Raw genomic sequence first — 23,173 nt, forward strand, 5'->3', positions numbered from 1 at the left:
GGGTTAACACAGTGCGGTCGCACTTTCACAGTGAAGTGTACCCGATACCACAACCGGGAACCGATTTCCTGGTATTCCGCATGAATAAGGCCGGTGACCCGCTGGGAACCGGGACCGGTTCACCGGCGGCCTCGGACGCTCGTAGTCTGCCCCCATGAGTGATTCCCGCCCTGGCGTCGCCGACCTGCTCGGTGTGCTCGCCTACGCCGAGCTGACCGCGTTCCTCCGCCTCGCCGAGGAGGCCGCGCGGCACGCGCCGACGCTCACCGACCGGGCCGCGCTCGGCGACCTCGCGGCGGCCGAGTACGCGCACTTCCGGCTGCTCCGCGACCGGCTCGCCTCGCTCGGCGTCGACCCGGAGGAGGCGATGGCCCCCTTCGTCGACGCGCTGGACGGCTGGCACGAGCGGACCACGCCGAACGACTGGCTGGAGGCTCTGGTCAAGGCGTACGTCGGCACGGGGATCGCGCTCGACTTCTACCGTGAGGCCGCGGCCCACGTGGACGCCGAGACGCGGTCGCTGGTCGAGGAGGTGCTGGCCGACGAGGGCCGCTGCCAGTTCGCGGTGGACCGGGTCGGCGCGGCTCTGGAGGAGGACCCGAAGGCGGCCGGCCGGCTGGCGCTGTGGGCCCGGCGGATGGTGGGCGAGGCGCTGAGCCAGGCCCGGCGGGTGGCCGAGGCGCGGCCGGAGCTGGCGGTGCTGCTGGTGAGCGCGGACGGGGAGGACGTCACCCGGATGTTCAACCGGCTGACCGAGGCGCACGGCAGGCGGATGGCCGCCCTGGGGCTGACCCCGGGGCCGTGAGTCCCGGGGACCCGGCCCCGAGGCCGTGCCCCCGGGCGACCCGAGGCCGCGCCCCCCGGGCTACCGGTCGGATCAGAGGGTGCCGCCGAAGCCGACGGGCCGGGACTCCTCCTCGCCGATCTCGACGAAGCCGAGCGAGGTGATCGGGACGAGGACCCTGCGGCCCTTGACGTCGGTGATGGAGAAGATGCCCCGGTCGGCGGCGAGGGCCTTGCCGAGTTCGTTCTCGACCTCCTCGGCCGAGAGGTCGGTCTCCACCACGAGCTCGCGGTGCACGGACCGCACGCCGATTTTGATTTCCATGTGCTGCTCCCTTTCGATGAGGGCTGCCTGTCTCATCGTCGCCCCTCGGGGAGCTCCGCGTGCCGGTTGATCGCGTCAAGCGAACAGGCCCGCCGGTGCGCGGCGGGCCCGGTCGGCCGGTGTGCGGGGAGGCCCTCGGTCAGCCCGTACGGGGGAAGCCGGAGATGCCGCGCCAGGCGAGGCGGGCCATGAGCTGGGTGGCGGCGTCCTTCGGGATGGAGCCGTTGCTGCTGAGCCAGTAGCGGGCGCTGACCTCGGCCATGCCGACCAGGCCGACGCCCAGGAGGTGGGCCTCGTCGCTGGAGCAGCCGGTGTCCTCCTGGATGACCTGGCTGATCATCTCGGCGCTCTCGCGGAGGTTGCGCTCGATGCGCTGGCGGACCGGGGCCACGTTGCGCAGGTCGGACTCGAAGACGAGGCGGAAGGCCTCGCCCTGCCCGGAGACGAAGTCGAAGAAGGCCCCGATCGCCGCCTGGACGCGCTGCTTGTTGTCGGTGGTGGAGGCCAGGGCGTCCCGGCAGCGGGTGATCATGTCGTCCACGTGCAGGTCGAGCAGGGCGAGGTAGAGCTCCTGCTTGCCGGGGAAGTGCTGGTAGAGAACCGGCTTGCTGACCCCGGCCCGCTCGGCGATCTCGTCCATCGCGGCCGCGTGGTAGCCGTTCTCCACGAACACTTCCTGCGCCGCGCTGAGCAGCTGACGGCGGCGGGCCATCCGGGGCAGCCGGGTGCCCCGGGGCTTGGCGTCCGGGGTAGTGGTCACGGCGTTCTCCTTGCGGGATGCTCCTACGTCTCGGGTCATCCTACGCGCGGGTAACCAGGTCAGCGATAGTCATCCTCGTCGAGCTCCACCTCGCGGCTCTGGTCCGTGGCGTCGGCGGGGTCCGCGTCGAAGGGGATGCGGTCGGGCCAGCTTCGGGTCCCGGCGCGCACCTCGCGGTGCTGCTCGGCCGCGTCCGCCTCGGGGGTCTCGAGGTCCGCCGCCGGGCCCGCCGTCTCGGACAGGGCGTCGTCGATCTCCTCGAGGGTGGTGTCGTTCACGTCCATCTCCGACATCGGCCCGTCCTTCCGTCCTGCTGTGAACAAGGGACGCCCCCCAGCGTACGTCCCCCGGGTGCCCGGGCCGGGCAAGGCAGGGCATCGGATGCGCCGTGGCGGGTATGTCCCTCGTTGGTAAGTGTTTCCATGCGCTTGGCGATTTTTCCGAACATGTGCGCGAAAATCGATGGGGGAGTTCCGACGTAGGGAGACGGCATGCGGAGCATCTGGAACGGCGCGGTGTCGTTCGGGCTCGTCACCATCCCGATCAGGCTGTACCCCGCGACGGAGCAGCGCGGCGTCGCCTTCAACCAGGTGCACCGGGAGGACGGCGGGCGCATCCGCTTCCGCCGGGTCTGCGAGGTCTGCGGCGAGGAGGTGCCCTTCGCCGAGGTGGCCAAGGGGTACGGCCTGCCGACCGGAGAGACCGTGGTGCTCGAAGACGCTGACTTCGAGGACCTCCCGCTGTCGACCTCGCACCGGATCGAGGTCCTGCAGTTCAGCCCTGCCGACCAGATCGACCCCGTCCTGCTGGCCAAGTCCTACTACCTGGAGCCGGAGCCTGCCGGGGTGAGGCCGTACGTGCTGCTCCGCGGCGCGCTGGAGCGGTCGGGGCGGGTGGCGGTCGCGAAGGTGGCGCTGCGGCAGCGCGAGTCGCTCGCGGCGCTGCGGGTCAGGGAGGGGGTCCTGGTGCTGGAGACCATGCTCTGGCCCGACGAGGTGCGCGAGGCGGGCTTCGCCTTCCTGGAGGAGGAGGTGGAGGTCCGGGCGCAGGAGGCGCGGATGGCCGAGGCGCTCGTCGAGACCATGAGCGGGGACTTCGACCCGGCCGCGCACCGGGACGCCTACCGGGAGGCGCTGCTGCAGGTCGTCGAGGCGAAGGCGGCGGGCCGCCAGGTGGTCCGGCCGGCGGCACCGGTCGGGGAGGGCGGCCCCTCGGCCGATCTGATGGCGGTGCTGCGGGCCAGCGTGGACGCGGCCAAGCGGAACCGGGGCGACAGGGGGGACAGGGGGGATGCGGCCGGGCGGCGCCGGGCGGACGACCCGGTGGAGCGGGGCGGGGACGCGCCGGAGCGCCGGCCGGGTGGGGCCCGCCGGCCCGCCTGACGCGGGGTGCCGCGGGGCGCGCGGCGGGAGGGCCGGGCACGGCTGTGCCGTGGCGTCCTCGCGGGCGCCACGGCACAGGAGTCACCGGGATCGGCTACGAGCCGCTGGTGGCCTCCTCGGTCGTGATCCGCGGGCCCTTCTTCACATAGGCCTTGTGGACGTGTCCCTCGACGCCCGAGTCGCCGTACACCTTGCGCCAGTTCTCCCTGGAGCGCTTGCAGTTGCCGGTGGTGACCTGCCCCGGGTAGAGGACGTCCACGGTCTTGTGCCGCTTGTTCCAGGACTTGGGCGTCTTGCCGGGCTTCTTGCGCACCTTGAGGTAGCTGTCGGCGGCGACGTTGCGCACCTGGTAGAGGCAGGCGTCCTGGGCCTGGGCGGGGGTCGCCGTGACCGCGGTGAGGGCGACCAGGCCGCTGCCGGTCACGGCGGCGGCCGCAAAGGCACTGGCGATTCGCTTGGAGAGCATTCGTCACTCCTTCTCTATCGATGTTGTGACTAAGGCCTTGATGTCCGGATTCATTCTGCGAAAACGGGCACTGAGAGTGATGTACTAAATACATAGAGTTACAATATTCTGTCTTTGGTATATACCGGACAAAAGGGACGAAATGAAAGAGCGGTCCGGCGGGCGGGGAGGGCGTCGGCTTGCGGATGCCGCGGCGATGAGTCCGGAACGCTGATGTTTTTCCTGCTTCGTCCGGTGGATATCGTCCTAACAGGTAGTGAACCCGCAGGAGGAGACATGGGGGACAACCCGATTCCGTGCTGGCCCGGCAGGACGGTCGAGCTCGGCGAGCGCCGCGTGCACGTGCGCTCGACGCCCCGCGGCCCCGCGGAGACGGCGGTCTACGTGCACGGCCTGGCGGGGTCGGCGACCAACTGGACCGACCTGATGGGCGAGCTGTCCGACGTGGTGACCGGCCACGCGATCGACCTGCCGGGCTCCGGCTACTCCCCGGAGCCGGCCGACGGCGACTACTCCGTCGGCGCCCACGCCCGGACGGTCGCCGCGCTCATCGAGGAGATCGCGGACCGGCCCGTCCACCTGTTCGGCAACTCCCTCGGCGGCGCCGTCTCGGTACGGCTCGCCGCCACCCGGCCCGACCTGGTCCGCTCGCTCACCCTGGTCTCCCCGGCCCTGCCCGACCTGGTCCTGCGGTACGGCCCGGCGCGCGTGGCCCTGTCCACGGTGCCCGTGCTGGGGGAGTGGGCCTTCGACCGGCTGCGGCTCCTGCCCCCGGAGCGCAGGCTCAACGCCACGCTCGGCATGTGCTACGCCGACCTCGGCCGGGTCCATCCGGAGCGGCTGCGCGAGGCGATCGAGGAGCTGCGCCGCCGCGACGAGCTGCCGTACGCCGGGGCGGCGGTGATCAACTCGGCCCGCGGCCTCGTCGCGGAGTACCTCAGGGAGTACGTCAAGCGCGGAGCGGACAGCCTCTGGCGGCAGGCGGCCATGGTGCAGGCGCCCACGCTGGTGATCCACGGCCGCCACGACAGGCTCGTCAACCCGCGGATGGCCGCCCGGGCGGGCCGTACGTTCCCGGACGTGCGGCTGGTCCTGCTGCCGGACGCGGGGCACGTGGCGCAGATGGAGGTGCCCGAGCGGGTGGCCCGGGAGGCCCGGCGTCTGATATCTGAGACGGCGCCCGTCTCGATTGGGGAATGAGCGCAGCCCCCGGCTAGGTTGTGAGTGGTGCGCTAGCCGCATCCGTCAAGACCCCTGAAACGGGAGCAGAACTGTGTCGTTGCCACCGCTGGTAGAGCCGGCAGCCGAGCTGACCGTCGACGAGGTGCGCCGTTACTCGCGCCACCTGATCATCCCCGACGTGGGCATGGCCGGGCAGAAGCGCCTGAAGAACGCCAAGGTGCTCTGTGTGGGCGCCGGAGGGCTGGGATCCCCGGCCCTGCTGTACCTCGCGGCCGCGGGCGTCGGCACGCTGGGCGTCATCGACTTCGACGTCGTCGACGAGTCCAACCTGCAGCGCCAGGTCATCCACGGCCAGTCCGACGTCGGCCGGCCCAAGGCCGAGAGCGCCGCGGCCTCGGTCAGGGAGATCAACCCCCTGATCGACGTGGTCGTCCACAACGAGGTGCTGACCACCGAGAACGTCATGGAGGTCTTCTCCGGCTACGACCTCATCGTGGACGGCACCGACAACTTCGCCACCCGCTACATGGTGAACGACGCGGCGGTCCTCCTCGGCAAGCCGTACGTCTGGGGGTCGATCTACCGCTTCGACGGCCAGGCCAGCGTCTTCTGGGCAGAGCACGGTCCCTGCTACCGCTGCCTCTACCCGGAGCCTCCGCCGCCCGGCATGGTCCCCTCCTGCGCCGAGGGCGGCGTGCTCGGCGTGCTGTGCGCGTCGATCGGCTCCATCCAGGTCAACGAGGCCATCAAGGTGCTCACCGGCATCGGCGAGCCACTGGTCGGCCGCCTGATGATCTACGACGCCCTGGAGATGACCTACCGCTCGGTCAAGGTCCGCAAGGACCCCGAGTGCGTGCTCTGCGGCAAGAACCCGACGGTCACCGAGCTGCTGGAGGACTACGAGGCGTTCTGCGGCGCGGTCTCCGCCGAGGCGCAGGAGGCGGCCTCCGGTTCGACGATCACCGCGGCCGAGCTCAAGTCCTGGCAGGACGCGGGTGAGAACGTCTACGTGGTCGACGTCCGCGAGCCGAACGAGTACGAGATCGTCTCCATCCCGGGCGCCGTGCTCATCCCCAAGGGCGAGTTCCTCAACGGCTCCGCCCTGGAGCGGCTCCCGCAGGACAAGAAGATCGTGCTGCACTGCAAGTCCGGCGCCCGCTCCGCCGAGTGCCTGGCGATCGTCAAGAACGCCGGCTTCTCCGACGCGGTCCACGTCGGCGGCGGCGTGCTGAGCTGGATCAAGACGGTCGACCCGAGCCTGCCGGCCTACTAGGCCCGCCGGTCCGGCACCGCCGTCCGTACGGCGCCCCGTGGAGCACCGCTCCGCGGGGCGTTCGCCGTTCTGGGGGAGGGCGCCGCCGGAGCGGGGACGCTCCGGCCGGGACGCGCGGCGGCCCGTCCGGGACGGACGCCGTCACTCCGGGGCGAGGGTGAGCCCTGACCGCGCGACGATCGCCTGCAGGGCCGCCACGTGCAGGGCGTAGGCCCGGCGTCCCTGGGGGGAGAGCTTGAGCCAGGTCCGGGGCCGCTTGCCGATGTATCCCTTGCGGATCTCCACGTATCCGGCGCCCTCCAGGGCGCTCGCGTGCTTGGAGAGCACCGAGTCGCTCACCCCCACCTGGTCGCGGACGAACCCGAACTCGGCCTCGTCCGCCGCGGCCAGCAGCGCGACGATCTGCAGCCGCGCGGGCGCGTGGATGACCGGGTCGAGTGCCATCACCGCCCCCTCTCGATCTTGTCGGCGTTGCGGCCGGAGATCCAGCGGGCGACGAGCGGGCCGGTGAGGGCCATCGCCGCGGTCATCCCGAGGCAGGCGTAGGTCGCGCCGTAGGGGACGCCGCTCAGGGTCAGGAAGACCGCCGCCGCCACCGTGCAGGCGATGAGCACCAGCAGCCAGCCGGTGTAGCCCAGCATGCCCGCGGCGGAGATGACGCTCTTGTGGGCGCGCATCCGGCCGCTGCGGCCGATCGCGATGGAGGAGCCGGCGATCCCGGCCGCGGCCAGCACGGCGCCGGCGATCCGCAGCGGGACCGGGGTGAGGGGGTCGGCGGAGACCTGGATGAGGGTGGTGGACAGGCCGATGCCGACGACGAACCAGGTGGGGAACCACGGGATGGTGCGCACGGCCCGCGCCTGCGTGGCGCGGATGCCGGACAGGGCGCGGGCGGCCTCCTCGGGGGAGAGGTCCATGCTCTCGGGGGTCGCGTTCATGAGGACTCCTTCTCCGGGCGGCTTCCCGCCGGGTCTTCCCTTCTCTTTCCAATAAGGAAAGTACTTTCTACTTTCCATGTCGTCAAGTACTTTCCGCGGTCCCTGATCTGAGGGGAACGGGGAATGGCACCGGCCCGGCCGCATTAAGGTCGGGGGCGTGAACGACGTGCCGGGTCGGCGGCGGGTGCGGTCCGCGCTGGTGGCGGCGTCCGCGCTCACCCTGACCTGCGCGGCTGTGGCCGGCGTCGCCGCGAGCGCCGCGGGAGCCGAGCTCACCCGGGGCCCGAGCGCGGTCGAGCTGGACCGGGCGGCCGCCGCGGAGGTGGCCCGCCGCTGGCGGGTCTGGCCCGCGGGGAAGGTCTTCCCCGAGACGGTGCGCTACTCCGCCGAGCAGGGCGGGACCGAGCGGGCCCGCCGGGTGGGCATCTCACCGGAGACGGACTGCGGCCGGGCGGTGGACGCCGCGCTGCGGAAGGCGCTGACCCGGGCGGGCTGCCGGGGGATCCTGCGCGCCACCTACCTCGACGCGCTCCAGGGCGTCGTCCTCACCATCGGCGTCGCGGCGTTCCCCGGAGAGGGCCCGGCGGCCTCCGCCATGGCGGGGCTCCCCCGGGGCGGGCGCCCCTCCCCGGGGCTGCGGGCCCTGGCTTTCTCCGGCACGGTCGCCGACCGGTTCATCCAGGCGGGCCGGCAGGCGAGCACGGCGCGCGCGGGCGGGCCGTACCTGGTGATGGTCACCGCCGGGCGGGTCGACGGGCGCCCGGCGAAGACGGCCGGCAGGCAGCGGCCGACCATGTTCGCCTTCACCGGCGACATCGCCGACCGGATCCTCGCGAACCTGTCCACCCCCGCCCGGCCGGACTGCTCCGCTCCGGAGTGGCGGTGCTGAGGCGGACGTCCCGGTGGCCGTCCCGGTGGACATCGCGGTGGACGCCGCGGCGGGCGGCTCGCCGTGCGAACGGCCGGCCGGGCGGTCCGGCGGCCGGGCGGAGGGCCCGAGGGACGGCCGGCCGGGCGGTCCGGTGGGCGGCCGCGGCGGGGGCGTCGGCCGTGCTCGCCTGCGGGCTCGTCCCGGTCCTGCCCGCCGGGAGCGCCCACGCCGACGAGGTCAGGAGCAGGCAGCGGGAGGTGCTGCGGACCCTGGACCTGCCCCGGGCCTGGCGGACCTCCCAGGGGCAGGGGGTGACGGTCGCGGTGCTGGACTCCGGCGTGGACGCGCGCCACCGCGACCTGGCGGGCTCGGTGACCGAGGGCAGGGACTTCACGGCGGGGGCCAACCCGCCGGGTACGGTGCCCCCGCGGCTGCACGGCACCTACATGGCCTCCCTGATCGCCGGGCACGGCCACGGCCCGGGCGGCGCCGACGGGGTGATCGGGGTCGCGCCCCGGGCGCGCGTGCTTTCGGTGCGGGTGATCCTGGAGGACGAGGAGCCCGGCTTCCGGGAGTTCAACGCCGCCGAGCGGTTCGAGGACGTGGTGGCCAGGGGCATCAGGTACGCCGTGGACCGCGGCGCAGACGTGATCAACATGTCGATCTCGAAGGAGCTGGCCACCGGCGAGGAGCGGGCGGCGATCCGCTACGCGGTCTCCCGGGGGGTGGTGCTCGTGGCGGCGGCCGGGAACGAGGGCGCGGGCGGGGCCGCCGACGGAGGGTACGCGCCCTACTCCTACCCGGCGTCCTTCCCGGGGGTGGTCTCGGTGGCGGCCACGGGGCCGGGCCTGCGCCGGGCCTCCTTCTCCAACGCCAACCCCTCGGTCCTGGTGGCCGCACCGGGTGTGGACGTCCTCGGCGCGGGTCCCGGCGACGCCTACTGGGTCGGCCGCGGCACCTCCCAGGCGACCGCGCTGGTCTCCGGCGTGGCCGCGCTGATCAAGTCGGAGCATCCGGAGATGTCGCCCGCGCTGGTGGTGCAGGCGCTCACCGCCGGCGCGACCCGGCGGCCGGCCGGCGGCTACGACACCGGCACGGGTTTCGGCGTGGTCAACGCCGCCCGGGCGCTCGCCGAGGCGGACCGGATCTCCCGCCACACCCACACCGCCTCGGGACCCGGCGCCCACGACCCGGATCGCCCGCTGGGCGCGGGTTCCCGGGCGGCCGGGCCGGTCCGGGTGGTCCACCGGGACCGGCGCAGGATCGCCGTGCACGCGGGGGTGGCGCTGACCGGCGGGATCGGCGCCGTCGCGTCCCTCGCGGTGATCGCGGTCGTCGCCGGGCGGGTGCGGGCGGCGGACCCGGCGCCCGCCCCGGCCGCCCCGGAGCCCGTGGCCGCGCCCTGACCGGGCTCCCGTGCCCGCGTCGCGGGCGCTCTCCGTGACGCCACAAACACGGTCCGGCGATGGGGCCGGAGAAGGGCGCGACGTAGCATCGGAGTATGTCGCAGCCCGGGAGGTCCCAGGAGCCGGAACGGCACCTGGAAACCTCGCCGCCGCGTGCCCGCGGAGGCTGGCCGCCGGCGGGCGCCGGGGTGCGGCGCGCCGGGGCCGCGCGGGCCCGGGAAGGCCCTCCACGCGCCACCGCCCGCCGGGCCAGGGTCCGTCCCTGGCCCCAGACGTTCCGCGACCGGGCGGCGGTCCGCCCCGCCGAGGCGGCCTCGATCGAGCAGGGGGTCCGGCTCCGCGCGCTCTTCCTGCTGCTGGTCGGGATGATCCTCGCCATCGCCGCGACGGACGTGCTGACCGGCGCGGTCGGCCTGCTCCGCGAGACCGCCTCCCGCCCGCTGACCGAGGCCGAGAAGGCGCGCTACGTCCAGGAGGACATCGCCGGGCGGTGGCACACCTGGCCGGCGACGCTGGTCTTCCCCTCGGAACTGGAGTACATCGGCCTCGGCCGGGTCCAGCTCTACGCCCGCAGGGTCGGCATCGCCCCCGAGACGGCCTGCCGCTCCGGCACGGACGCCGCGGTCGGGTCGGTCCTGGAGGAGCACGGGTGCCGCACGCTGCTGCGTGCCACGTACGTCGACCAGACGTCCACGTTCGCGGTCACCGTCGGCGTCGCCGTCATGGAGGACGCCGAGCGGCGGCAGGCGGTGGCGGGAGACCTGTCGAACGACGACCGGGTGGGCGTCCGGCCGGTGGCCTTCCGCGGCACCGCCACGGAGCTGTTCGGCGCGGCCCAGCGCCAGCGCAACGCCTGGGTGGGGGTCGGGCCGTACATCGTCTTCTCCACCGCCGGTTACACCGACGGCCGCACCCGCCAGGCGGTCGCCCCCGAGGAGATCCCGCACAGCGAGCTGTGGCCGACGGCCCAGGCCGTGGCCGGGCGCATCGCGCACGCGCTGGGCGACGAGCCCGCCGTGCCCCGCTGCACCCAGGGGAACGTGTGCTGAGGCGGTGGCGGCTCCGGGCGCTGGGCGCGCCGGCCGTCGCCCTCACGCTGGTCGCCGGGCCGGTCGCGGCGCCGGCCGCCGCCGACGTCCGGGAGGACCAGCGCTGGGTGCTGGAGGCCCTCAACGTCGGGCAGGCCTGGAAGGCCACCAGGGGCGCGGGGGTCACCGTGGCCCTGGTGGACGGCGAGGTGGACGCGGAGGTCGCCGAGCTGCGGGGCCGGGTCACCGCCGGGCCCGCCATGGGATCGGCCGGGCCGGACGGCGCCGGCGGCGGCGAGTCCGCCGGGCGGCGGCACGGCACCGCGATGGCCTCCCTCATCGCCGGGGCGGGCCGGGGCGACGGCGGCCTGCTCGGCGTCGCCCCGGAGGCACGGGTCCTGTCGCTGCCGCTGGTGCTCGACGGGGATCTCCCCGCGGCCTCGGACGACGACCTGCGCACCCGCGGGGACAGCCCGCTGGCCCGGGCGATCCGCTACGCCGCCGACCACGGGGCCGACGTCGTGAGCATGTCGCTGGGCGCCTACGGCCCGCACCGGGCCGAGCGGGAGGCGGTCTCCTACGCGCTCTCCCGGGGGGTGGTACTCGTCGCGGCGGCGGGCAACGACGGCGACAGCGAGCAGACCGAGCGCGCCGGCACCTCCTTCTGGAACTTCCCGGCCGGATACTCCGGCGTCATCGGGGTGGGGGCGGTCGACCGGGAGGGCAGGCCCGCCCCGTTCAGCAGCGACAACCTGTCGGTCCTGGTCTCGGCGCCGGGCGTGGACGTGCCGGTGGTGGTCCCCGGCGGGAGGTACGAGTCCTCGGAGGGGACGAGTTCGGCGACCGCGCTGGTGGCGGGGATCGCCGCCCTCATCAAGGCGGAGCACCCGCGGATGCCGCCGGACATGGTCGCGCGCGCCATCGCCGCCACGGCGGACTCGGGCCCGGTACCCGGATACGACGAGTACGTCGGGTTCGGCACGGTGGACGCCGGGAAGGCCCTCGCCCGGGCTGGGGAGCTGATGGCGGCCGCGGCCCCGGTCCCGGTGGACGAGAAGCACCGCTTCGGTGGAGGAGCGCTCCCGGAGGAGGCGCCCCGGCCGGGCGCCGACCCGTTCCGCCTCTGGCTGTACGGCGCCGGCCTGGTCCTCGGGGTGCTCGCCTTCGCCGGGGCCGTGGTCGTCCTCACCCGGAGACCCGCGTCGCGGTGAGGATCGGCGTCCCGGGCGCCCGCGCCCCCCCCCCGGGACGCCCGGTGCGTCCGGAGCGGCCGACTCGATTCGAACGCGTTTCGGACACCGTTCGGGCACTGTTCGGCCGCGGTGGCACCGGTGTCGGCCTTTCCGGCTCCGCGGGCCGGGGAAGATTCGCTAGGGTCGCGCATCATGGGGTACGAGTTGCGGGTGGAGCGCCCGGCGCCGCTCACGTTCGCGGAGCTCGCGGACGTGCTGGGGCGGGCGGGGTTCGAGTACCGCGGTTCGCAGGAGGCGGGTGAGGTCCTCGCGCGCCACGGCGACGGGGTCCACGTCGTCGCCGCCTGGAACGGGACGCTGTCCGGCGCGCCCGGGTCCGACTGGCAGGTGGCGCAGCTGGTCCGGGTGTCCGCGCTGCTCGGCGCGCACCTGGTCGGCGAGGACGGCGAGTCCTACACGGTCCGCGACGGCGTCGTCGAGCAGGTGAACGGCTCCGCGTCCTACGAGTTCGGCAGGATCGACGAGATCCTCGCGGCCGGTCCCGCCGTATGGCGGAGCTAGGCCGCCGGGGCGATCCCACTCCGTACGCCGAGCGGGTGCTGGACCTGGTCGAGCGCATCCCGCCCGGCAGGGTGATGTCCTACGGCGACATCGCCGAATACCTCGGTGAGGGCGGCCCCCGGCAGGTCGGCAGGGTGATGTCCGTCTGGGGAGGCGGCGTCCCCTGGTGGCGGGTGGTGCGTGCCGACGGCACCCCGCCCTCCTGCCACGAGCGGCGCTGCCTCGACCACTGGCGGGAGGAGGGCACCCCGCTGCGGGGCGGGCGGGCGGACATGCGTCTCGCCAGATGGGACGGTCATCCGCAGGCGACCGGTGAGTCCGGGAAACGGCCGCCGAGTCCGGAGCGCGACCGGTAACCGGTTTCTGCGGGGCCCACTAACATGGCGGGGGACGGACAGCTCTCTGCCCGAAAGGCGGTGCCTCCCCCATGGCCACCGGCGCTTCACCCGCGCGAGCGACCGGCGACCCTGTCGCTGACCGTCTGCGGGTCGTCCAGGACCTCTGCGACCGGGGGGAGTCCCTCGAGTCGCTGATGAGCGCGGTGCTCGCCGAAGGGCTGACCCCTGCCGAACGCAGGCGGTTCGACGCCGAGGTGCTGGCCGGGCCGCTCGGCTCCAGGCTCGACATCGCGGCCAAGCGCGGGGCCGCCCGCCGCAGGGAGTTCGTCACCGCGGTCAAGCCGTACCTCGCCGGGGTGGACGCGCGCGTCAAGCGCGACCTGCCCGTCGCGCGGCGGCTGGCCTTCCACCTGATCGAGCGGCGCGGGGTGGACGAGCTGGCCGACGGCGACGCCCTGCAGAAGCTCGTCACGGCCGCGGCCGAACCGTCCCGGCGGGTCCGCAGGAGCCTGCGCTGGTACGCCGACCTGCCGCTCCGCGAAGAGCTGCCGGAGCCGCTGTTCCGGCTGCGCGCCGCCGACCTCATCCCGGTCACGCAGGTCGAGGACGTCTCCTGGTCCGGCGGGCGGCTGCGGATCAGCGGTCACGCCTACCTGGCGGGCCTGTCGGTCCGGAGCCGCCGCTTCAACCGGGCCACCGTCGTGCTGCGCGGCCCGCGCTGGCTGCCCCCGATCCGCCTGCGCACCCGCAGGAGCCACCACCCGGAGGCCACGCACGGCGCCCGGGAGGCGGGCTGCAACTACGACTGGTCCGGGTTCACCGCCGAGCTGAGCCCGTGGGCGCTGCGCTGGCGCGCCGCGCTGCGGGCCGTCGTCCGCGGGGGCAAGAGGCTGCTCCGCCGCCGGGCGACCGTGCGCGACACGACCACCTGGCGCGCCGAGATCGTGATCTGGAGCCGGGGCGCCCGCGCGGTCGGCCTGCTCCGCGGTCCCTCCAGCGGCCGGACCGAGCGGCCCTCGGGCCTGGAGACCCGCCCGGGCTGGTGGATCCGGCCGGTCTGGACCTCCGACCGCGCCCTCCAGGTCGTGCTGCAGCCCACCCGGGCCGAGCTGACCGGGGTGCGGCTGGACGGAGAGCGGCTGGAGCTGAGGGTGTTCCTGCCCGACCGGAGGTTCACCAGGGGCCAGGCCCGGCTGGACGGCCACCGGGTGGCGGCGGACTTCACCCCGGTCGAGGGCGGCACCGAGGTCGTCGTGCCCTTCGCGGTGGCGTCGCTGCTCTCCGAGCGCGACGGCGGCAGGCTCTGGATCGAGCCCAAGGGCGACCCCGCGGCCCCCGTCATGCTCGGCAGGGCCGAGGAGAGCCGCACGGTCATCGGCGAGCGGGAGATCACGGTCCTGGGCGACCGGCGCGACCGGGTGATCGTCTCCGCGCACCGCATCCGGCCGGTCGTCTCCTCGGCGGTCTGGGAGCCGGACGGCGCCCTCGTCCTGGAGGGCTCCTACCCCGGCTCCGGTCCGGCCGAACTGACGCTCCGCCACCGCAGCGGGCTGCTGTACGCGACGCCGATGGAGCGCGAGGGCTCCCGCTTCGCCGTGCGCCTCGCGCCGGCGGCCATGCCCCGCTTCGGCGAGACCGTCCCGCTGGGCAGCGGCACCTGGAGCATCGCGGCGCGCGAGGCGTCCGGGGAGATCGTCCCGGTCCGGATGGACCACGCCGCCCTGGAGACCCTGGACGAGAGCCCGAAGACGATCGGCGGGCGCGAGTACCGCCTGGTCTCCACCCGGTTCGACGTGCCGGTGCTGGCGGTGGCCGAGAGCCGCCCCGACGACGAGAAGGGGCCGGGCGGGCTGCACCTGCTCCAGCGCTCCTTCTACCCGGCGCAGCGCAGCCGGGAACTGCGCGAGGCCACCGTCTACGTGGCCTACGACGGCCGGCAGTACGAGGGCAACGTCCGCGCGGTCTACGAGGAGCGGCTGCGGCGCGGCGACGACCGCGAGCACGTCTGGGTGGTCAAGGACGGCGCCTTCACGCCGCCGGGGGCCGGGGAGCTCGGGCTCGGCGCGGGGATCGAGCCGACCGTGGTCCGCGCGGGCAGCCGGGAGCACTACGAGGTGCTGGCCCGCTCGCGCCACGTGGTGACCAACGGCTTCCTGCCGCCGTGGTTCCGGGCGCGCGAGGACCAGGTGGTCGTGCAGACCTGGCACGGCAGCCCGCTCAAGCGCATGGGCAACGACCTGCCGCACATGTCCCGCGACCCGAAGCCGCCGGCCTGGCACCGGCAGGCGGTCGAGGTCCGGGGCTGGGACCTGCTGGTCTCGCAGAGCCCGTGGGCCACCCCGATCCTGCGCAAGGCCTTCGGCTACCAGGGCGAGGTCCTGGAGAGCGGCTACCCGCGCAACGACGCGCTGGTGTCCCCGGACCCGGAGGCCGCGGCGCGGGTGCGCGCGCGGCTCGGCGTCGCCGCGGACGCCAAGCTGGTGCTGTACGCGCCGACCTTCCGCGACTACGACCGCAGGAGCAACTCGATCCGGTTCGACCTGGAGCAGGCCCGGCGGGCGCTGGGGCCCGGCCACCGGTTCCTGATCAGGGCGCACTCGATGCAGGCGGCGCCCAACGTGCCGGAGAGCCTCGCGCTGGACGTCACCACCTATCCGGACGTCGCCGATCTGCTGCTGGTCGCCGACGTGCTGATCACGGACTACTCGTCCGTGATGTTCGACTTCGCCGCGACCGGACGGCCGATGCTCTTCTTCACCTACGATCTGCAGCGCTACTCGGCCAAGCGCGGCCTCTACCTCGACCTGGCCGCGGAGGCCCCGGGGCCGCTGCTGTCGACCGGCGCCGAGGTGGTCGAGGCGCTGCGGGACGTCGAGGGACTGGCCGCCGCGCACGCCGAACGCTACGAGCGCTTCAGGCGCACCTACGCGCCCCGCGACGACGGCAAGGCCGCCGCCCGGCTGGTCGACCGGGTCTTCGCCCCCTGAGGCGTCCGGTGGCGGGCCGGTGGCGGTCCGGTAGCGGTCCGGCGGTGGCCGGGAGGGAGAAGTCCGGCGGGAGCGGGCCTGCCGCGCAGGGGATTCGGACCCGAGTGGCCGACTCGGCCCGATCACTGCCCGACATCTGGTGGAATGGCGAGCTGTGAGGGGTCAGAGCTGGCGGCTGGTGCGCCGTGAGGGTGCGGGGAAGGCCGTTGCCCCCGTGCTGGACGAGCACCAGCGGGCGGTGGTGGCCCATGGGAGCGGCCCGCTGCTCGTGCTGGCGGGTCCCGGCACCGGGAAGACCACCACGATCGTGGAGACCGTGGTGGACCGGGTCGAGCGCCGGGGGGTCGACCCCGAGCGGGTGCTCGTCCTGACCTTCAGCCGCAAGGCCGCCGACGAACTGCGCGAGCGCATCACCGGCAGGCTGCGCCGCACCACCCGCACGCCGCTCGCGCTGACCTTCCACAGCTACGCCTACGCCCTGCTCCGCCGCGAGGCCGTACTGGCCGGTGAGCCCCCGCCGCGGCTGCTCACCGGTCCCGAGCAGCTCCTGGAGATCCGCCGCATGCTCCTCGGCGAGCTGGAGGAGGGCGCGCCGTACTGGCCGGAGGACATGCGCGAGGCGCTCAAGACCCGCGGGTTCGCCGCAGAACTGCGCGACTTCGTCGCGCGCGCCGCCGAGCGCGGCCTCGACGGGCCGGAGGTGGTGGAGCTGGGCCGCCGCCACGGCCGTCCCGACTGGGTCGCCGCCGGCCGCTTCGCGGACCGCTACCAGGCCCGCTTCGACCTGGACCCGGAACCGGTCCTCGACTACCCCGAGCTGGTCCGCGCCGCCGCGGCCCTGCTCGCCGACCCCGAGGTGCGGCTCCGCGAGCGCTCGGCCTACGACGTCGTCCTGGTGGACGAGTACCAGGACACCGACCCGGCCCAGGAGCTCCTGCTCCAGCGGCTCGCCGGGGAGGGCCGTGACCTCATCGCGGTCGGCGACCCCGACCAGTCGATCTACGGGTTCCGGGGCGCGGACGTCCACGGCATCATGAACTTCCCCGACCGGTTCCGCGACGTCCATGGGGAGAAGGCGCCCATCGTCGCGCTGCGCGTCTGCCGCAGGAGCGGGCCCGGCCTGCTGGCGGCCACCCGCCGCGTCGCCGCCCGCCTGCCCGCGGTGCCCGGCGGCGCCGCGCACCGCGAGCTGACGGCGCTCCCGGACGCCGGGCACGGGGACGTCCGGGCGGTGGTGGCCGACAGCCCCGCGCAGGAGGCGGCGGTCGTCGCCGACATCCTGCGCCGGGCGCACCTGCTGGACGGGGTGCCCTGGTCGCGGATGGCCGTGCTGGTCCGCTCGGCGACCCGGCAGGTGCCGCTGCTGCGTCGCGCGCTGGTCGCGGCCGGGGTGCCGGTCGTGGTGGGCGGCGGCGACGTGCCGCTGATCCAGGAGCCGGGCGTGCGCCCGCTGATCCGGCTTATCCAGGTGGCCCTCCACCCGGAGACCCTCGACGAGGGCATGGCGGAGGAACTGCTGACGGGTGCCCTCGGCGGCACCGACATGATCGGGGTGCGCCGGCTGCGCCGCGCGCTGCGCGTCGCCGAGCACGAGGCCATGGCGCTCCCGGTGGAGCTCGAGGAGCCGGCGTCCGACGGCGGCCCGAGGTCCTCAGGAGAGCTCGGGGAGCCGGCGCCCGGCGGCGGCCCGAGGTCCTCGGGGGAGCTGCTCGTCGCGGCGCTCAAGGACGCGCGGGAGCTGGTCCTGGTGGAGCCGCACATCGCGCTCCCCGCCGAGCGGCTCGCCAAGCTCATCGCCGCCGCCACCGAGGCCGTACGGCAGGGCGGCACGGCCGAGGACGCGCTCTGGGCCGTCTGGCGGCTCACCGGCCTGGCCGGCAGGTGGAGCGAGATCAGCGCCGCGGGCGGGCACCGGGGCCGGCAGGCCGACCGCGACCTGGACGCCGTCATGGTGCTGTTCGACCGCGCCGCCAAGTTCGTCGACCGGCTCCCGCACGCGGGCGTCGACGTGTTCGTGCAGGACCTCGTCTCCCAGGAGATCCCCGAGGACTCCCTCGCCCCGCGCGCCCCCGAGAGCGACGCGGTGCACATCATGACCGCCCACCGGTCCAAGGGACTGGAGTGGGACCTCGTGGTCGTCGCGGGGGTCCAGGAGGGGACCTGGCCCGACCTGCGGCCCCGCGGGTCGGTCCTGAGCACCGACGACATGTGCGCCCGGGCCGAGGGCTCGGAGCACGAGGACCCGGTCGCGGTCCGCGCCGCGCTCGCCTCCCAGCTGCTGGCCGAGGAGCGCCGCCTGTTCTACGTGGCCGCCACCAGGGCGCGCACCAGGCTCTTCGTCACCGCCGTCGGCGGGGACGACGTCGAGGAGCGGCCGTCGCGGTTCCTGGGCGAGCTGGTGCCCGGCACGGGCGAGGAGGCGGCGGCCCTCGACGAGCGGTCCCGCTGGCTGACCATGTCCGCGCTGGTGGCCGACCTGCGGGCGGCGGTCTGCGACCCGGCCCGGCCGGAGTCCCTGCGCAGGGTCGCCGCCGAGCACCTGGCCCGGCTCGCCGCGGCCGGGGTGCGGGGCGCCCACCCCGACGAGTGGTACGCCCTCACCCCGATCTCCGACGACCGCCCGCTCGGCTGGCCCGACGACGTCGTGCGCATCTCGCCCTCGGCGGTGGAGAGCTTCACCAAGTGCGGCCTGCGCTGGCTGCTGGAGACCTCCGTGGGCGCGGGCGGCACGGACGTGGCCCGGGGGCTGGGCACGGTCGTCCACGCGCTGGCCGTGCTCGCCGCGGACGGCATGCCCAGCGAGGAGACCCTCGCCAAGCACCTGGACAAGGTCTGGGACGAGCTGGATTTCGGCGGCGTCTGGTACAACCGCAAACAGCGCCGGGTCGCCGAGAAGATGATCTCCAGGTTCGTCGAGTGGCATCGGGAGAACCCCCGGACCCTGGTCGCCACCGAGGAGTCCTTCGTCGCGATGGTCACCGAGGGGGTGCAGATCAAGGGCCGGGTGGACCGGATCGAGCGCGATGGGCAGGGCCGCGCCGTGATCATCGACATCAAGACCGGCGCGAGCAAGCCCTCCGACGCCGACCTCGACCGCCATCCCCAGCTCGGCGTCTACCAGCTCGCCGCGCTGCTCGGGGCCTTCCAGCGGTACGGCATGCACGAGCCCGGCGGCGCCGCCCTCGTGCAGGTCGGCAACGCGGCGGGCAAGGACGCCAGGGAGCAGATCCAGCGGCCCCTGGCGGAGGACCCCGAACCCGGCTGGGCCCGCGACATGGTGGACACCGTGGCGCGGGGCATGTCCCTGCCCTTCTTCCACGCGAAGGTCAACGACGGCTGCCGCACCTGCGCCGCGCGGGCGAGCTGCCCGGTCAACGAGAGCGGGGGCCAGGTGTGCTGAGCCTTATCGCACCCCGCCGCGCCGTGCGGGGCCGTACCGCGCGGGGCCGTGTCGCGCCGTGTCGCGCCGTGCCGTGCCGTACCGCGCCGCGCCGTACCGATGGAGGCAGGGGTTGCTGAGTCCGATCCAGCTCGCCGACAAGCTGGGCATCCTCCCCCCGACCCCGGAACAGGCCGCGGTGATCGAGGCCGGTCTCGAACCCATGGTCGTGGTGGCCGGGGCCGGGTCGGGCAAGAGCGAGACCATGGCGGGACGGGTCGTCTGGCTGGTCGCCAACGGCCTGGTCCGGCCCGAGCAGGTGCTCGGCCTGACCTTCACCAGGAAGGCGGCGAGCGAGCTCTCCCACCGGGTGCGCGAGCGGCTGGGCGCCCTCGGCCGCGACGTGTCCGCGGACCCGCTGGCGGGCGAGCCGACCATCTCGACGTACCACGCCTACGCCGCCCGGCTGGTGACCGACCACGCCCTGCGCGAGGCGCTGGAGCCCACCATGCGGCTGATCACCCCGGCCATCGCCTGGCAGCTCGCCGGGCACGTGGTCAGCGCCTACGACGGGCCGATGGAGCAGCTCGACTGGGGACCGGCCACGGTCACCCGCGCGGTGCTGGAGCTGGCCGGTGAGCTGGCCGAGCACATGCGCGAGCCGCAGGACGTGCGGGAGGTGGGCGCCTGGTTGAAGGAGCGGTACGACGCGCTGTCCGGTTCCCCGATCCTCGCCCAGCGCAGGCCGCTGGCCGTGCAGCGGGCCAGGGAGCAGCTGCTGCCGCTGGTGGAGGCCTACACCCGGCTCAAGCGCAGGCGCGAGGTGGTCGACCACGGCGACCAGATGGCGCTGGCCGCCCGGATCGCGGCCAGGCACCCCGAGGTCGGCCGGATCGAGCGCGACCGGTTCGCCGTCGTCCTCCTGGACGAGTACCAGGACACCAGCCACGCCCAGCTCGTCCTGCTCCGCTCGCTGTTCGGCGGCGGCCACCCGGTCACCGCCGTCGGCGACCCCTGCCAGTCCATCTACGGCTGGCGCGGCGCCTCGGCCGGGAACCTCACCCGCTTCCCCCGCGACTTCCGCACGGCCTCCGGAGAGCCCGCTCAGGTCCGCCGGCTCTCGGTCAGCTTCCGCAACGGCGACGCCGTCCTCGACGTCGCCGCCCGGGTGCAGATCCCGCTGCGGATGGAGGCCAGGGAGGTGCCGGTGCTGGTGCCCGGCGGCAACCGGGTCGAGCGCGGCCGGGTGGTGTGCGGCTTCCACGAGACGGCCGAGGACGAGGCGAGGTGGGTGGCCGAGCAGGTGTGCGGACTGCTCGGGAGCGACACCGCCCCGGACGGCCTGCCGTGGGGCGAGGGGGAGCGCAGGAAGGCCAGGCAGAGCACGTGGGGCGGCCCGCAGTGCCTGCAACCGCACGACGTGGCGATCCTCGCCCGCAAACGCTCGCAGTTCCCCGCGCTGCGCAGGGCCCTGGAGGAGCGCGGCGTCCCGGTCGAAGTGGTCGGCCTGGGCGGCCTGCTCACCGTGCCCGAGGTCGCCGACCTGGTGGCCACCCTGCGCGTGCTCTACGACCCGACGGCCGGGGACGCCCTGGTCCGGTTGCTGTCCGGTCCCCGCTGGCGGATCGGCCCGGCCGACCTGAAGGAGCTGGGCGAGCGGGCCCGCGAGCTGAACCGGGAGAACCGCGAGGCCGGTTCCCCGGTCGCCGACCTGCTGGACCAAGTCGTCGCGGAGCTGTCCGAGGAGCGCGGCAGCCTGGTCGACGCGCTGGACGAGCTGCCCGACCGGCCCGAGTGGCAGGAGGCGTTCTCGCCGCTGGCCTGGGTACGGCTGGTCGCCCTGGCGCAGGAACTGCGGACCCTGCGCGGCCACGTCGGGCAGCCGCTCCCCGACCTGATCACCGAGGTCGAGCGCCGTCTCGGCCTGGACGTCGAGGTGGCGGCCCGGGGGTCGGCCGCGGGTCCGTTCGCCGCCCGCGCCGACCTGGACGCCTTCGTCGACGCCGCCTCCCGGTTCGCCGGCGACTCCGAGGACCCGACGCTGGGCGCGTTCCTGGCGTTCCTCAAGGCCGCCGACGAGGAGGAGAACGGCCTGGACGCCGGGCGGGTGGGCGAGAGCAACAGCGTGAAGCTGATGACCGTGCACGCGTCCAAGGGCCTGGAGTGGCCGGTCGTGATCGTTCCCGGGATGTCGCAGATGCTGTCGAAGACCGGCTCGCCGACCGTCGGCACGATCTTCCCGGCCCGGCCGGTGGTGAGCCCCAGGTGGACGGAGAACCCGCGCAGGCTGCCCTACCCGCTGCGCGGCGACGCCTCCGACCTGCCCCGGCTGGCCGGGCTGACCAAGGAGGAGCTCGCCGAGTTCGACGAGCGCTGCCGCGACCGCGACCTGCTGGAGGAGCGGCGGCTCGCCTACGTCGCGGTCACCCGCGCCCACTACCTGCTGATCGCCTCGGGCTACCGCTGGGGCGGCGCGGCCAAGCCCCTGGAGCCGTCGGACTTCCTGCTGGAGATCCGCGAGACCTGCGGCCGGGTGGCCACCTGGCCGCCGCCGCTCGAGAAGGGCGTCACCAACCCCCTCCTCGCCGAACCCGCCGAGACCGTCTGGCCGGTCACCCCCGGGGGGGCCCGGTACGAGGCCGTCGTCGACGGCTCCTTCCTCGTCGAGGCCGCCCTCCGCTCCCTCGCGGAACCGGACGGGAGTGCGGGGAGCGGCCGGAGCGTGCGGACGGGCGAGGGCGTGCGGACCGGCCAGAACGCGGGGACCGGCGAGGGCGTGCGGACCGCCGGACCCTCGTGGGCCGGAGCGCCCGCCGTACCCGCGCGCGGTCCGGACGGCGGAGGGGCCGAGACCGGGGAGCCTGAGGGCGGGGAGGACCCGCGCCTGGCGGAGCTGCGCGGCTGGGACCGGGAGCGGGCCAGGGCCTGGGAACGGGACACCGAGCTCCTGCTCCGGGAACGGGAGCGGAACCGGCGGCGCGGCGGGCGCCAGGTCGAGCTGCCCGCCCGCCTCACCGTCTCGGACCTCGTCGCCCTGGCCGCCGACCCCGCGGCCCTGGCCCGGCGGATCCGCCGCCCCGTCCCGAAGCGGCCCGCGCCCCTGGCCCGCCGCGGCACCTCCTTCCACCGGTGGCTGGAGACGCGCTGGGGCCAGCAGCGGCTCCTCGACGAGCTCGAGCTCCCCGGCGCCGGCGACGAGACGGAGGAGGCCGAGGTCCTGCTGGCGGAGCTGCGCGAGAGGTTCGAGGAGAGCGAGTGGGCGGGCCGGGAACCGCTCGAGGTCGAGGTCCCGTTCGAGATGATGATCGCCGATCGGCTGGTCCGCGGCCGGATGGACGCCGTCTTCCGGACCCCGGACGGCGGTTACGAGGTCGTTGACTGGAAGACGGGCCGCCGCCTGATGGAGACGACGCGGTCCGCGGCCTCCGTCCAGCTCGCCGCCTACCGCCTGGCCTGGTCCCGCCTGGCCGGCGTCCCCCTGGACCGGGTGGGGGCGGCCTTCCACTACGTGCGCTTCAACGAGACGGTCCGCCCGGTGGACCTCCTCGACGAGCGCGGACTGGTCGCGCTCGTCGAGTCGGTCCCCGCGTCCGGGCGGTGAGGCTCAGGCGAACAGCGCGGCGACGTCGATCCGCAGGCCGAACGGCTCCGGCAGCTCCAGCGACCCGCCGCTGTGCACGGTGACCGTCTTGAGGTACGGCTCCCGCTCGTCGAAGGGCGCGGGATCCTCGACCGGCTCGCTCATCAGGGTGACCTTCGGCGGCTCGGCCGTCGGGTCGACGATGAGGTAGAGCGGCACCCCGGCCCTGGCGTACTCGCCCGGTTTCTCCTGGTAATCGGCCTTCCACGTGCCGGGGGAGCAGACCTCGGCGGCCAGCAGGGCGGAGCGTCCCCGCAGCCGCATCTCGTCGTGGTACTCCGGATCGCGGGGAACCACCACCAGGTCGGGCAGGCGCATATCCCCCTGGGGCGGGATGCTCAGCGCCATGCTCTGGTGCAGACGCCACCCGTTCCGGGTCTTGACCGGATAGAGCACGTCGACGAGGTTGTCGAGGACATCGCAGCTCCTCGGGTGAGCCCAAGGACTCACGACGACCTGCCCCTGGACGATCTCCGCGGCATAGCCGTGGTCGTTGAGCTCTTTGCAGAGCCGCAGGGTTCGGTCTTCGACGGTGTCGCGGGAGAACCGCCGGAAAGGATCCTTCCGGCTGCGCGGCTCATCGGTGGTCTGGTGACGGGGTAGAGACATGACCATTGAGACATCCTCTCGGGGCTCCCTACGCTGGCATCGTATGTCGATC

The 23,173-nt window shown here is 74.4% G+C and carries 20 protein-coding genes; 13 read left to right on the forward strand and 7 right to left on the reverse strand.

Features of this window, described 5'->3' with window-relative positions; translation table 11 throughout:
• Positions 1–154 precede the first annotated feature (154 nt).
• Positions 155–805: a ferritin-like fold-containing protein gene (locus tag IEZ07_RS15215; RefSeq protein ID WP_191895336.1), complete on the forward strand. Its 651-nt coding sequence runs from the start codon at positions 155–157 to the stop codon at positions 803–805.
• A gap of 72 nt (positions 806–877) precedes the next feature.
• Here IEZ07_RS15215 and IEZ07_RS15220 read toward each other — a convergent pair whose 3' ends face one another.
• The 3 genes from IEZ07_RS15220 to IEZ07_RS15230 all read right to left on the reverse strand — a co-directional run bounded on the left by IEZ07_RS15220 (position 878) and on the right by IEZ07_RS15230 (position 2,161).
• Positions 878–1,108, reverse strand: a complete 231-nt coding sequence (locus tag IEZ07_RS15220) for a DUF3107 domain-containing protein (protein WP_068901389.1) — start codon at positions 1,106–1,108, stop codon at positions 878–880.
• Between the two features lie 139 nt (positions 1,109–1,247).
• Entirely contained in the window at positions 1,248–1,868 is a 621-nt protein-coding gene (locus IEZ07_RS15225; protein WP_153054514.1) for a TetR/AcrR family transcriptional regulator, read from the reverse strand.
• A gap of 59 nt (positions 1,869–1,927) precedes the next feature.
• Positions 1,928–2,161: an Rv3202a family protein gene (locus tag IEZ07_RS15230; RefSeq protein WP_084008809.1), complete on the reverse strand. Its 234-nt coding sequence runs from the start codon at positions 2,159–2,161 to the stop codon at positions 1,928–1,930.
• A 198-nt stretch (positions 2,162–2,359) separates the two neighbouring features.
• On the opposite strand from IEZ07_RS15230, the gene ku reads away from it, so the two are divergent.
• Positions 2,360–3,250 (forward strand): non-homologous end joining protein Ku, encoded by an 891-nt coding sequence (gene ku, locus IEZ07_RS15235; RefSeq protein WP_191895337.1) that lies wholly within the window; start codon positions 2,360–2,362, stop codon positions 3,248–3,250.
• A 94-nt stretch (positions 3,251–3,344) separates the two neighbouring features.
• Here ku and IEZ07_RS15240 read toward each other — a convergent pair whose 3' ends face one another.
• A complete protein-coding gene (locus tag IEZ07_RS15240; RefSeq protein WP_191895338.1) occupies positions 3,345–3,716 on the reverse strand; it encodes a hypothetical protein in 372 nt (123 codons plus the stop codon).
• A gap of 276 nt (positions 3,717–3,992) precedes the next feature.
• On the opposite strand from IEZ07_RS15240, the gene IEZ07_RS15245 reads away from it, so the two are divergent.
• Together IEZ07_RS15245 and moeZ are read left to right on the forward strand one after the other, a co-directional pair.
• Positions 3,993–4,916 carry an alpha/beta fold hydrolase gene (locus IEZ07_RS15245; RefSeq protein ID WP_191895339.1) on the forward strand — a complete coding sequence of 308 codons (924 nt, stop codon included), beginning with the start codon at positions 3,993–3,995 and terminating at the stop codon, positions 4,914–4,916.
• Between the two features lie 73 nt (positions 4,917–4,989).
• Positions 4,990–6,171 carry an adenylyltransferase/sulfurtransferase MoeZ gene (gene moeZ / locus IEZ07_RS15250; protein ID WP_191895340.1) on the forward strand — a complete coding sequence of 394 codons (1,182 nt, stop codon included), beginning with the start codon at positions 4,990–4,992 and terminating at the stop codon, positions 6,169–6,171.
• 141 nt (positions 6,172–6,312) lie between these two features.
• Here the strand turns inward: moeZ and IEZ07_RS15255 are convergent, their stop codons facing one another.
• Together IEZ07_RS15255 and IEZ07_RS15260 are read right to left on the reverse strand one after the other, a co-directional pair.
• Positions 6,313–6,615 carry a transcriptional regulator gene (locus IEZ07_RS15255; RefSeq protein WP_191895341.1) on the reverse strand — a complete coding sequence of 101 codons (303 nt, stop codon included), beginning with the start codon at positions 6,613–6,615 and terminating at the stop codon, positions 6,313–6,315.
• Positions 6,615–7,109: a hypothetical protein gene (locus IEZ07_RS15260; protein ID WP_191895342.1), complete on the reverse strand. Its 495-nt coding sequence runs from the start codon at positions 7,107–7,109 to the stop codon at positions 6,615–6,617. Before IEZ07_RS15260 ends, IEZ07_RS15255 begins: the two co-directional genes overlap by 1 nt.
• Positions 7,110–7,266: 157 nt before the next feature.
• On the opposite strand from IEZ07_RS15260, the gene IEZ07_RS15265 reads away from it, so the two are divergent.
• The 9 genes from IEZ07_RS15265 (at position 7,267) to IEZ07_RS15305 (ending at position 22,473) form a co-directional block, all read left to right on the forward strand.
• Complete coding sequence (locus IEZ07_RS15265) at positions 7,267–7,998, forward strand: hypothetical protein (protein WP_239319976.1); 732 nt, start codon at positions 7,267–7,269, stop codon at positions 7,996–7,998.
• A gap of 161 nt (positions 7,999–8,159) precedes the next feature.
• The gene (locus tag IEZ07_RS15270) at positions 8,160–9,386 is read left to right on the forward strand and encodes a S8 family serine peptidase (protein WP_191895343.1); all 1,227 of its coding nucleotides are present in this window, start codon (positions 8,160–8,162) and stop codon (positions 9,384–9,386) included.
• 95 nt (positions 9,387–9,481) lie between these two features.
• A complete protein-coding gene (locus IEZ07_RS15275; protein ID WP_239319974.1) occupies positions 9,482–10,435 on the forward strand; it encodes a hypothetical protein in 954 nt (317 codons plus the stop codon).
• Complete coding sequence (locus tag IEZ07_RS15280) at positions 10,429–11,625, forward strand: S8 family serine peptidase (RefSeq protein ID WP_191895344.1); 1,197 nt, start codon at positions 10,429–10,431, stop codon at positions 11,623–11,625. Before IEZ07_RS15275 ends, IEZ07_RS15280 begins: the two co-directional genes overlap by 7 nt.
• A gap of 174 nt (positions 11,626–11,799) precedes the next feature.
• On the forward strand, positions 11,800–12,168 hold the full coding sequence (locus IEZ07_RS15285; RefSeq protein WP_191895345.1) for a hypothetical protein: 369 nt from the start codon (positions 11,800–11,802) through the stop codon (positions 12,166–12,168).
• Positions 12,156–12,524, forward strand: a complete 369-nt coding sequence (locus IEZ07_RS15290) for an MGMT family protein (RefSeq protein WP_191895346.1) — start codon at positions 12,156–12,158, stop codon at positions 12,522–12,524. Before IEZ07_RS15285 ends, IEZ07_RS15290 begins: the two co-directional genes overlap by 13 nt.
• A gap of 71 nt (positions 12,525–12,595) precedes the next feature.
• Complete coding sequence (locus IEZ07_RS15295) at positions 12,596–15,493, forward strand: CDP-glycerol glycerophosphotransferase family protein (RefSeq protein WP_239319972.1); 2,898 nt, start codon at positions 12,596–12,598, stop codon at positions 15,491–15,493.
• Between the two features lie 154 nt (positions 15,494–15,647).
• On the forward strand, positions 15,648–18,893 hold the full coding sequence (locus tag IEZ07_RS15300) for an ATP-dependent helicase (RefSeq protein ID WP_239319970.1): 3,246 nt from the start codon (positions 15,648–15,650) through the stop codon (positions 18,891–18,893).
• A gap of 112 nt (positions 18,894–19,005) precedes the next feature.
• Entirely contained in the window at positions 19,006–22,473 is a 3,468-nt protein-coding gene (locus tag IEZ07_RS15305; protein ID WP_191895347.1) for an ATP-dependent helicase, read from the forward strand.
• Positions 22,474–22,476: 3 nt separating this feature from the next.
• Here the strand turns inward: IEZ07_RS15305 and IEZ07_RS15310 are convergent, their stop codons facing one another.
• On the reverse strand, positions 22,477–23,121 hold the full coding sequence (locus tag IEZ07_RS15310) for a Uma2 family endonuclease (RefSeq protein ID WP_191895348.1): 645 nt from the start codon (positions 23,119–23,121) through the stop codon (positions 22,477–22,479).
• Positions 23,122–23,173 lie beyond the last annotated feature (52 nt).

The sequence above is a fragment of the Planomonospora parontospora genome, assembly GCA_014647935.1.
GTDB classification, from domain to species: Bacteria; Actinomycetota; Actinomycetes; order Streptosporangiales; family Streptosporangiaceae; genus Planomonospora; species Planomonospora parontospora.

Bases quoted from the DNA above. Each gene is read 5' to 3' on its own strand.
- IEZ07_RS15215 (WP_191895336.1), top strand. From the start codon at position 155: ATGAGTGATTCCCGCCCTGGCGTCGCCGACCTGCTCGGTGTGCTCGCC.
- IEZ07_RS15220 (WP_068901389.1), bottom strand. From the start codon at position 1,108: ATGGAAATCAAAATCGGCGTGCGGTCCGTGCACCGCGAGCTCGTGGTG.
- IEZ07_RS15230 (WP_084008809.1), bottom strand. From the start codon at position 2,161: ATGTCGGAGATGGACGTGAACGACACCACCCTCGAGGAGATCGACGAC.
- ku (WP_191895337.1), top strand. From the start codon at position 2,360: ATGCGGAGCATCTGGAACGGCGCGGTGTCGTTCGGGCTCGTCACCATC.
- IEZ07_RS15240 (WP_191895338.1), bottom strand. From the start codon at position 3,716: ATGCTCTCCAAGCGAATCGCCAGTGCCTTTGCGGCCGCCGCCGTGACC.
- IEZ07_RS15245 (WP_191895339.1), top strand. From the start codon at position 3,993: ATGGGGGACAACCCGATTCCGTGCTGGCCCGGCAGGACGGTCGAGCTC.
- IEZ07_RS15255 (WP_191895341.1), bottom strand. From the start codon at position 6,615: ATGGCACTCGACCCGGTCATCCACGCGCCCGCGCGGCTGCAGATCGTC.
- IEZ07_RS15260 (WP_191895342.1), bottom strand. From the start codon at position 7,109: ATGAACGCGACCCCCGAGAGCATGGACCTCTCCCCCGAGGAGGCCGCC.
- IEZ07_RS15275 (WP_239319974.1), top strand. From the start codon at position 9,482: ATGTCGCAGCCCGGGAGGTCCCAGGAGCCGGAACGGCACCTGGAAACC.
- IEZ07_RS15285 (WP_191895345.1), top strand. From the start codon at position 11,800: ATGGGGTACGAGTTGCGGGTGGAGCGCCCGGCGCCGCTCACGTTCGCG.
- IEZ07_RS15290 (WP_191895346.1), top strand. From the start codon at position 12,156: ATGGCGGAGCTAGGCCGCCGGGGCGATCCCACTCCGTACGCCGAGCGG.
- IEZ07_RS15295 (WP_239319972.1), top strand. From the start codon at position 12,596: ATGGCCACCGGCGCTTCACCCGCGCGAGCGACCGGCGACCCTGTCGCT.
- IEZ07_RS15310 (WP_191895348.1), bottom strand. From the start codon at position 23,121: ATGTCTCTACCCCGTCACCAGACCACCGATGAGCCGCGCAGCCGGAAG.